We start from the raw sequence: 9,196 nt of genomic DNA, 5'->3' as shown, positions 1-9,196 counted from the left end.
GGGGCCGCCGGCGCGACCGCCCGCGCCGCCGCGCCCGCCCGGCCCGCGCAGCCGTCCGAGCAGGTCGGCGGCAGCCGCCAGAACCGGCGTCCCGCCGCGGCCGGCGACAACTACGCCACCGGCGAGTTCACCTTCGTCGACGAGGAGGCGGAGGAGTCCGAGGACGTCATCGACTGGCTGAAGTTCGCCGAGTCCCGCAGCGAGGTCCGCGCCGAGCGCCGCCGCCGGCTGCGCAACCGGCTGATCGGGCTGGCCGTGGCCGCCGCCGTCGTCGCCGGCGGCGTCGGCGGCTGGACGTGGTGGACCGGCCGGGACAGCGGCGGATCCGCCGCGGCCGCCGCGGGCGGGCGCCAGGTCAACGTCGTCCACCTGCGCGACCTGCAGGGCAAGGTCACCACCGCGCTGCTGGTCAACGACGCCTCCGGGCACAAGGGCACCGTGCTGCTCATCCCGGACACCCTGCGGCTGCCCAACGACTCCACCGTCACCACGGTCGGCAAGGGCCTGGACGACATCGGCTCGTCCGGCACCCGGGAGGGACTGGCCACCGTGCTCGGCGCCCCGGTCGCCGGCACCTGGCGGCTGGACACCCCGTACCTGACCCTGCTGGTCGCCCAGCTCGGCGGCATCAAGGTCGACACCAACGCCGAGGTCAAGGCCGCCGACGGCAAGGTGCTCGCCTCCGCCGGCAAGGGCGTCAGCCTCAACGGCCAGGCCGCCGCCGCCTACGCCACGCTCCAGGCGCCCGGCGAGGACCGCGGCGCCCAGCTGGCCAGGTTCGGGCAGGTCATGCAGGCCGTGCTGCAGGCCATGCCCACCGACCTGGACGAGGCCACCGACGACGTGCACCGGATGAACGCGGTGCTCGACCCCTCGCTGCCGGAGAAGGCCCTCTCCGGGGTCCTCGCACAGCTCGCCCAGCAGGGCAGGGACGGGCACCTCGCCACCCAGCTGCTCCAGGCGAAGCCGGACGGCACGCTGGACGAGGCCACCGCCGGACGGCAGGTCAAGGACGTGCTCGGCGGCACCATCAAGAACGCCGCCGCCGCCGGCAGCACCCCCCGGGTGTCGGTGCTCAACGCCTCCGGACTGGACAAGGCCGCCGAGTCCGCGTCGGTGCAGATCACCAACACCGGCATGGAGGTCGTGCCGAGCAGCGGCAAGGCCGGAACCGCCCAGGCCACCAGTGAGATCCGCTACACCGACGACGCCCGCGCCGAGGCCGCGAAGACCCTGGCCGGTGCGCTCGGGCTCAAGCCGGAGGCGGTCAAGAAGGTCACCGACCCGCAGAACGCCGACCTCGTCGTGGTCCTCGGCAAGGACTACAAGCCCCTGCCCGACCCGAAGGCGGACCAGAAGACGGCCGACCCGAAGGCGAGCGGGGCGAAGACGACCGAGAAGCCCGCGCAGTAGTCAGGCCGGGCCCGCGCAGCGGTCCGGCCCGCGCTCCCGCAGGCGCCCGCCCCGGGCCCCCGGTCAATTCGATCGGGGGCCCGGGGCGTTCGTGAGATCCTGGAGGGGAAAACGCGTAGCCGAGCCGGAAGAACACCGTGACTGCCACTGACCGGAGCCAGGACCTCATCAACGTCGCCGCACAGGCGGCGGCTGACAAGCTGGCGCACGACATCATCGCCTTCGACGTCAGCGACGTGCTGTCGATCACCGACGCCTTCCTGATCGCCTCCGCGGCCAACGACCGCCAGGTCCGGGCCATCGCCGAGGAGATCGAGGACAAGCTCCGCGAGGAGCTCGACGTCAAGCCCGTGCGCCGCGAGGGCGAGCGCGAGGGCCGCTGGATCCTCCTCGACTACCTGGACATCGTCGTGCACGTCCAGCACTCCGAGGAGCGCTCCTTCTACTCCCTCGACCGGCTCTGGAAGGACTGCCCCGAGCTGCCGCTGCCGGCCGACGCCCTGGCCACCCGCAACCGGCCGGAGGGCGCCCGCACCGACGCCGCGGGCAACGCGGTCGCCGAGGACGAGAGCTGAGCCGCGCCGCGCGGGGGCCGCGCATCGTCTTCTGGCGCCACGGCCAGACGTCCTGGAACCTCGAGTCGCGGTTCCAGGGCAGCACCGACATCCCGCTCACCGACCAGGGCATCTTCCAGGCCCAGCGGGCCGCCCGGCTGCTCGCCGGCCTGAGGCCCGACCTGCTGGTCTCCTCCGACCTGCAGCGGGCCGCCCGCACCGCGGCCGAGCTGGCCAAGGTGACCGGCCTGGAGGTGCACCAGGACGAGGGACTGCGGGAGACGTACGCCGGCGAGTGGCAGGGCCTGACCAACACCGAGATCCGGGCCCGTTACCCGGAGGAGTACGAGGCGTGGGCGCAGGGCCACCCGGTGCGCCGCGGCGGCGGCGAGCTGGCGGCCGAGGTCGCCGACCGCGCCGTCCCGGTGGTGCTGGCCGCGGTCGAGAAGCTGCCCGAGGACGGCACGCTCGTCGTGGTGTCGCACGGCGGCACCATCCGCACCATGATCGGGCGGCTGCTCGGCCTGGAGCCGGTGCTCTGGGAGCGGTTCGGCGGCCTGTCGAACTGCTGCTGGTCGGTGCTGGGCCAGGGCGTGCGCGGCTGGCGGCTGCTGGAGCACAACGCCGGCACCCTGCCGCAGCCGGTCATCGGCGACGAGACGTGAGCCCGCACCGGCAGGCGATTTCGCAGTTCGGGGCCTGACCGGCTAGAGTCTTCCTCGTTCGCAGCGAGGACGCCGACCGAGAGGGAGGCGGACGAAACGGACTGCGGGGCTATAGCTCAGTTGGTAGAGCGCTTGCATGGCATGCAAGAGGTCTGGGGTTCAATTCCCCATAGCTCCACTCCGCACCAGCGGCCCGAGGCCGTTCGTGTCGCGGGGCTATAGCTCAGTTGGTAGAGCGCTTGCATGGCATGCAAGAGGTCTGGGGTTCAATTCCCCATAGCTCCACAGCAGTCCGAGAGGCCGCCACCCCGACGGGGATGGCGGCCTCCGACGTTTCCGGCTCCTCGTCCCCGACGGGCCGCCCGCTCAGGCGGCGCCGCGGGTGCGCTCCGGCCCGGGCGTGCCGTGGGTGCACTCCGGCCGGGCCCCGGCGGGCTCGGCCGCCATCCGCTCCAGCCGCCGCCGGTCCTCCGGCCCCTCCGGGGTGTAGACGACCAGGTAGACCTCCGGCCGGTCCGGGAGGGTCAGGTACGACGCCCGGACGTTCAGCACACCGACCCCGGCGTGCCGGAAGACCTTGCGGGTGGTCCGCGGCGGAGCCACCTCCTGCCGGTCCCACAGCTCCCGGAAGCGGTCGCTGGCCGCCGACAGGTCCCGCACGTACGCCTCCCAGACGGGCTCGCCCAGGTGCCGCCCGTACGCCGCCCGCAGCACCCCGACCATCCGGGGCAGCTCCTCGTCCCGGTTGAGGAAGGGGTTGCAGCAGTCCGGCACGGTGAACGCGCACCACATGTTGTTCCGCGGCCCGCCGGGCCGGGCCGGCCGGGTGGCCCGCGGGAAGAGCGCCTCGTACGCGGCGTTGTGGCGGAGCACGTCGAAACGGGTGTTGCAGACCGCCGCGGGCAGCGGGCCCAACTGGTCGAGGATGGCCTGGGTCGCGCCGTCGAACTCCGGGTCGTCGGGCTCCGCCGGCGACGGCGGCCGCACCCCGGCGAGCCGGAACAGGTGGTCGCGCTCGGCCGCGTCCAGCCGCAGCGTGCGGGCCACCGAGGCCAGTACCTGCTCGGAGGCGTTGATCGGGCGGCCCTGCTCCAGCCACGTGTACCAGGTGACCCCGAGGCCGGCGAGCTGCGCCACCTCCTCCCGGCGCAGGCCCGGGGTGCGGCGCCGCAGGCCGGGCGGCAGGCCGACGTCCTCGGGCCGCACCCGGGCGCGGCAGGCGCGGAGGAACTTGGCGAGCTCCTCGCGCCGGAGGTCCTTGCGGGGTACGGCGACGGTGTCCGGTTCCAGCACGGTCATGCCCCCATCGTGGCCGAGCGCGGCCGCCGCCGACAGGTGCTGTCGGTACCAGGATCAGCAGGCTCTAACCACCGGTACCGGGCGCCACCGACGATCCCGGTATGACGGACGTACGGACTCCTGACCCCGCGAGCCCTCCGCTCGCCGGCCCCGCTCCCGCAGGTGCCGCCCCCGCAGGTGTTTCGCCTGCGGGTGCTTCGCCCGGGGGCGCTGCCCCGGTACCTGCTGCCGCCCCGGTGCCCGCCGCCGCCGCGCGTGGCGGCTCCCGGCCCGGCCCGGTCCTCGGGCTGGTGCTCTCCGGCCAGTTCATGGCCCTGCTCGACGTCTCGGTGGTCAACGTGGCCGCGCCGAGCGTCCGCTCCGACCTGCACGCCTCCGGCGCCGCCCTGCAACTGGTCATCGCCGGCTACACCATCGCCTACGCGGTGCTGCTGATCACCGGTGCCCGGCTCGGCGCCCGCTACGGCTACAGCCGGATGTTCCGGCACGGACTGGCGGGCTTCACCGCGGCCTCGCTGGCCTGCGGGCTGGCCCCCGGCACCGGCTGGCTGATCGGCTTCCGGGTCGCCCAGGGCGTCGCCGCGGCCGTGATGGTGCCGCAGGTGATGAGCGTGATCCAGCGGCTGTTCACCGGCGCCGCCAGGGTGCGGGCGCTCGGCCTGTACTCGGCGGTGCTGGCCGGCGGCCTCGCGATCGGGCAGGTGGTGGGCGGGCTGCTCGTCAGCGCCGACCTGTTCGGCACCGGATGGCGGCCGGTCTTCCTGGTCAACGTCCCGCTCGGCCTGGTGCTGCTCGCGGCCTCCCGCCGGCTGCTGCCGGCCCTCCCCGGCGACGCCGGACGCGGCTTCGACCTGCCCGGCCTGCTGACCCTGGCGGCCGCCCTGGGCCTGCTGGTGGTGCCGCTGGTGCTCGGACACGAACTCGGCTGGCCCGGCTGGGGCTGGGCGATGCTCGCCGGCAGCGCCGCACTGTTCGCCGTCTTCGCCGCGGTGGAGCGGCGGGTGGCGGCGCGCGGCGGGCAGCCGCTGATCACCGGACGGGTGCTCGGGGCGCCCGGGCTGCTGCCCGCGGCCGGGTCGATCTTCCTGATCATGGCCGGGTTCGCCGGGTTCATGTTCGCCTTCGCGCTGCACCAGCAGGCCGGACTCGGCAACAGCGCGCTGCGGGCGGGCCTGCTCTCGGTACCGGTGTCCGTGGGCTTCGGAGCGGCGAGCCTGCTCTGGCAGCGGACGCCGCGCCGCCTGCACCGGCTGCTGCCCGTGCTCGGCCTGGCCGTGGTCGCCCCCGGCTACGTGCTGGTCGGGCTGCTGCTGGGCGGGGGAGGGCCGGTCGGCCCCGTCGTGCAGACGGTGCTCGCCGTCACCGGGGTGGCAGCGGGCTGCGCCTACAGCCCGCTGTTCGCCCGGGCGCTCGGGCGGGTGGACCCGGCGGACGCCGCGGACGCCAGCGGCGTGATGGTGACGGTGCTGCAGCTCGGCCAGGTGATCGGGGTGACGCTGCTCGGGACGGTCTTCCTCGGTGCGGTCTCCTACCCGGCGTCCTCGGCGGCCTCCGGCCGTGCCCTGCTGGTCACGACCGCGGTCATCGGCGCTGCGCTGGTCGTGGCGGCAGGTCTCGCCGGCGTCACCGGGCGGGCCGGGAACGCCGGGAACGTCGGACGGGCCGGGAGCGCTGCTGTGGAAGGGCGGACCGTGGCGGAAGGGCGGGCAGCCGTGGAGGGGCGGGCCGTGCCGTGCGGGCGGGATGTGCCGGGCGGGCCGGTGGAGTGACCGGGCCCGGCCCGTCCTGCCCCTGCCGGCCGTGGGACGGCCGGTGCGGGCAGGACGGGCCGGGACGGCGGTCCGGTACCGGCACCGGGGCTGGTGCCGGGGCCGGGGCCGGTCAGGCGGTGACCGGGAGGCGGCTCAGCAGCTCGCGGCCGTCCGCGCGGACGGCGGTGGCGAAGGTCAGCTTCAGGTCGCGCTCCTCGCCCGCGACCGAGAGGTGCGTGGTGAGCAGGAGGCCGAAGGCCGCCTTGGCGGCGGGCGAGGCGGTGACCGCCTCACGGGGGAGTGCCATCACCAGCTTGTCGGGCTTGCCGCTGAGCTGGTCCACGCCGAAGAAGAGCAGCCGTCGGTCGGTCAGCGCCAGGTACACCGGACGAGGGGCGGCGATCGCGGTCACCGTACCGGCCGTCAGTACACCCACCACGGCGGTGGTGGCCAGGCGGCGGGCCGCGGAGACCGTGCCGACCTTGGTCAGGGTGGCGAACTCGACCTGCTCGTCGGCTATCAGCAGCGGCCCGGCGGCCTTGAGCAGTTGGTTCCGGCGGCGGTTGTTCATGGTGCTCCTCGCTGTGCGACCGGCCTGATGGCCGGTCATCGACGGGCAGCCTATGGATGCCGATGCACAAGCGGAGTCTTGAATTCCGTAAATTCTTCGTCAAGTGCCAGGCGACTTGCCCGAATCCGTACGGATTCGCACCATCGGTCCCGCGTCCGTACCCTTCGCCCGCCGCCTACGATCGCCGCCCATGAGCACCGAACCGCTCTTCGACCCGGCCGCCGCGCTTCCCGAGGCCGGCGCCGTCCGGTCCGCCGCCGAGCGGGGTGACTGGCCGGCCGTCCGCGCCGTGTTCGCCGACTGCCGGGAGGAGTACGGCCCGCTCGTCCTCTCCGGCCAGGTCGTCGCCGTGCCCGGCGTCGAGCACCTGTTGCGCCAGGTGCTCGCCCACCACCCCGGCGATCCCCTGGTCACCGCCCTGCTCGCCGACCGGCTGATCCACGTCGGCTGGCAGGCCCGCAGCACCCGGCGCGCGCAGGACGTCACCCCCGAGGGCTGGCGCGAGTTCCGGGCCCGGCTCAACGAGGCCGAGCAGTTGCTGATCGGCGCCGTCGCCCGCAACCGCGGCGACGCGCTCGCCTGGATGCTGCGGATGACGATCTCCCGCGGGATCTCCCTGGGCACCAGCGAGACCCGCCGCCGGTACCGCGCCCTGACCCGGGTCTCCCCGCACCACTACGCGGGGCAGCGCAGCCTGCTCCAGCAACTGCTGCCCAAGTGGGGCGGCAGCTGGGAGGACGCGCACGCCTTCGCCCGCGACTGCTTCCGCGCCGCACCGCCCGGCAGCCTCAACGGCGCCCTGCTGGCCATGTACCACGCGGAACGGGCCGGCTCCCTGGAACGGGCCGAGCGGAACGCGTACGCCGCCCGCGCCGACGTCCGCCACGAACTCGCCGAGGCCGCCCACGGCTCCGTGCTGCACCCCGACTGCCGGATCCGGTTCGGCCGGATCACCGCCCACAGCTCCTTCGCCCTGCTCGCCTCCCTCGGCGGCGACCGGGCCGCCGCCCGGACGCACTTCCAGGCCATGGGCCCGTACGGCAGCACCGAACCGTGGGAGTGGTTCGACAACACTCCGGAACGCACCTTCCGGGAACACCGCGACCGCGCCCTGGGAGGCTGAGCCGTGATCCACCGCTTCGAGGTCGACGGCGTACCGGCCCTGCACGCCCCGCGGCCCGGCCGCACCACTGCAGGCCTGGTCTTCCGGGTCGGCAGCGCCGACGAGACCCTCGCCCGCGCCGGCATCACCCACCTCGTCGAACACCTCGCCCTGCACCGCAGCGGCGTCCAGGTGCACCGCTTCAACGGCGCCACCGGGCAGCTGCACACGCACTTCCTCCTGGAGGGCGACGACCAGGAGATCCGGTCCTTCCTGCAGAGCGTCTGCGAATCGCTGACCGCCCTGCCGATGGACCGCCTGGAGACCGAGAAGGCGATCCTGCGCACCGAGGAGGCCGGCCGCGGCACCGGCGCCGCCGAGGCGACCGGCCTGTGGCGCTACGGAGCCCAGGGCCACGGCCTGGTCAGCTACCCCGAGTGGGGCGTACCCGGCCTCGACCCGCAGACCGTCCAGCACTGGGCCGACACCTGGTTCACCCGCGAGAACGCCGTCCTCTGGGTCGCCGGCGAACGGGTGCCGGACGGCCTGCGGCTGCCGCTGCGCCCCGGCCGCCGGATGCCCGCGCCGCAGCCGACCTCCGCCCTGCCCGAGACCCCGGCGTACTTCGCCGCGGGGCAGGGGCAGGTCCTGTTCGACACCGTGCTGCCCCGGACCGCCGCCGCCGACCTGTACACCGCCTGCCTGGACCGCGAGTTGTTCCAGGACCTCCGGCAGGACGGCGGCCTCTCCTACACCGCCGGCGCCGACCACGCGCACCGCGGCGACGGCGTCCTCACCGTCACCGCCCTCGCCGACGCCCTGCCCGAGCAGCAGGACGCCGTGCTCGGCGGCTTCGTCGACGTGCTCGCCAGGCTCGCCGTCGCGGGCGTCGACCCGGACACCCTCGACGCCCTGCGCCGCCGCGCCGACGCCGCGCACACCGCCCCCGACACGGACGCGGCCCGCCTGCCCGGCTGCGCCGCCGACCTGCTGCTCGACCTGCCCGTCCGCAGCCTCGACGAGATCCGCGCCGAACTCGCCGCCGTCACCGCCGAGGACGTCCGGACGGTCGCTCAGCAGGCCCTCGGCAACGGCCTCCTGCGCGTGCCCGCGGGACGGCGTGCGGACTGGGCCGGTTACCAGGCCGCGCCGCTCCACTCCGTCGCCGCCGTCGAGGGCAACCGCCACCGCTCCCGCGAGGCCGGCGGACCCGACCTGGTGATCGGCCGGGCCGGTGTCAGCCTCGTCCGCGAGGGCGAGGCCGCGACCGTCCGGTACGACGCCTGCGCCGCCTACCTCGCCTGGCCCGACGGCGGACGGCGGCTCATCGGCACCGACGGCATCTGCGTCGAGGTCGAACCCGGATGCTTCGCCGTCGACGCCCACACCCTCGCCGGGATCGACGCCGCGGTGCCGTACCACGCGTACGTCCGGATGCCACCGCGGACGGCGCCCGCCCGGCCCTCCCGCTCCGGTCCTGCCGGGGGTTCGGGTGCCGGTGCCGGGGCGGGTGCGGCCGTCCGCTCGTCACCGGCGCAGCTCGCCGTGAACATGGTGCTCACGCTCGTCGCCGGTCTGTTCCTGCTGTTCGCCCTCGGCGGGGCGCTCGGCGCGGACGACGAGTCGCGGGGCGACCCGGTGTACTGGGGCGTGCTGGTGGTGGCCGCGGGCATCGCGGCGGCGCTGCTGCGCAGTGTGTGGCGGCGCAGTCGGCCGCGGCGGACCTGAGGCTGCTGCTCACGCGAGGGGCGGGCGGCTCCGGCACTACGGGGCGGGCCGGCCGGGCTGCGGGGCGGGCCGGCAGCACTGAGGGTCTGCAGCACTGCGGGGCTGCACCGGCC

General features: G+C 74.9%; 8 protein-coding genes and 2 tRNA genes. 8 read left to right on the top strand and 2 right to left on the bottom strand.

Annotation, left to right across the window (positions count from 1 at the left end; genetic code table 11):
• From ABZ641_RS18150 to ABZ641_RS18130, 5 genes are all read left to right on the top strand, one after another.
• Positions 1 to 1,413, top strand: a 1,413-nt coding sequence (locus ABZ641_RS18150) for a LytR C-terminal domain-containing protein (RefSeq protein WP_359982950.1), incomplete at its 5' end; no start/stop codon positions are given.
• Positions 1,414 to 1,550: 137 nt separating this feature from the next.
• Positions 1,551 to 1,988: a ribosome silencing factor gene (rsfS, locus tag ABZ641_RS18145; protein ID WP_344625675.1), complete on the top strand. Its 438-nt coding sequence runs from the start codon at positions 1,551 to 1,553 to the stop codon at positions 1,986 to 1,988.
• Complete coding sequence (locus ABZ641_RS18140; protein WP_344625689.1) at positions 1,985 to 2,632, top strand: histidine phosphatase family protein; 648 nt, start codon at positions 1,985 to 1,987, stop codon at positions 2,630 to 2,632. The genes rsfS and ABZ641_RS18140 overlap by 4 nt, the downstream gene beginning before the upstream one ends.
• Positions 2,633 to 2,737: 105 nt before the next feature.
• Positions 2,738 to 2,810, top strand: a tRNA-Ala gene (locus ABZ641_RS18135).
• Positions 2,811 to 2,844: 34 nt separating this feature from the next.
• Positions 2,845 to 2,917 (top strand) — tRNA-Ala (locus tag ABZ641_RS18130).
• Between the two features lie 81 nt (positions 2,918 to 2,998).
• On the opposite strand, the gene ABZ641_RS18125 is transcribed toward ABZ641_RS18130, so the two are convergent.
• The gene (locus ABZ641_RS18125; RefSeq protein WP_344625674.1) at positions 2,999 to 3,931 is read right to left on the bottom strand and encodes a helix-turn-helix transcriptional regulator; all 933 of its coding nucleotides are present in this window, start codon (positions 3,929 to 3,931) and stop codon (positions 2,999 to 3,001) included.
• A 236-nt stretch (positions 3,932 to 4,167) separates the two neighbouring features.
• On the opposite strand from ABZ641_RS18125, the gene ABZ641_RS18120 reads away from it, so the two are divergent.
• Positions 4,168 to 5,700: an MFS transporter gene (locus tag ABZ641_RS18120; protein ID WP_359982947.1), complete on the top strand. Its 1,533-nt coding sequence runs from the start codon at positions 4,168 to 4,170 to the stop codon at positions 5,698 to 5,700.
• Between the two features lie 112 nt (positions 5,701 to 5,812).
• On the opposite strand, the gene ABZ641_RS18115 is transcribed toward ABZ641_RS18120, so the two are convergent.
• Positions 5,813 to 6,253 carry a hypothetical protein gene (locus tag ABZ641_RS18115; protein WP_359982945.1) on the bottom strand — a complete coding sequence of 147 codons (441 nt, stop codon included), beginning with the start codon at positions 6,251 to 6,253 and terminating at the stop codon, positions 5,813 to 5,815.
• Between the two features lie 190 nt (positions 6,254 to 6,443).
• Here ABZ641_RS18115 and ABZ641_RS18110 point away from each other — a divergent pair, with 190 nt between their 5' ends.
• Positions 6,444 to 7,376: a hypothetical protein gene (locus ABZ641_RS18110; RefSeq protein ID WP_359982943.1), complete on the top strand. Its 933-nt coding sequence runs from the start codon at positions 6,444 to 6,446 to the stop codon at positions 7,374 to 7,376.
• 3 nt (positions 7,377 to 7,379) lie between these two features.
• Positions 7,380 to 9,083, top strand: a complete 1,704-nt coding sequence (locus ABZ641_RS18105) for an insulinase family protein (RefSeq protein ID WP_359982940.1) — start codon at positions 7,380 to 7,382, stop codon at positions 9,081 to 9,083.
• The last annotated feature ends 113 nt before the right edge of the window (positions 9,084 to 9,196 follow it).

The sequence above is a fragment of the Kitasatospora sp. NPDC007106 genome (assembly GCF_040634455.1).
GTDB classification, from domain to species: Bacteria; Actinomycetota; Actinomycetes; order Streptomycetales; family Streptomycetaceae; genus Kitasatospora; species Kitasatospora arboriphila.
This window is presented reverse-complemented; position numbering and strand designations above follow the sequence as displayed.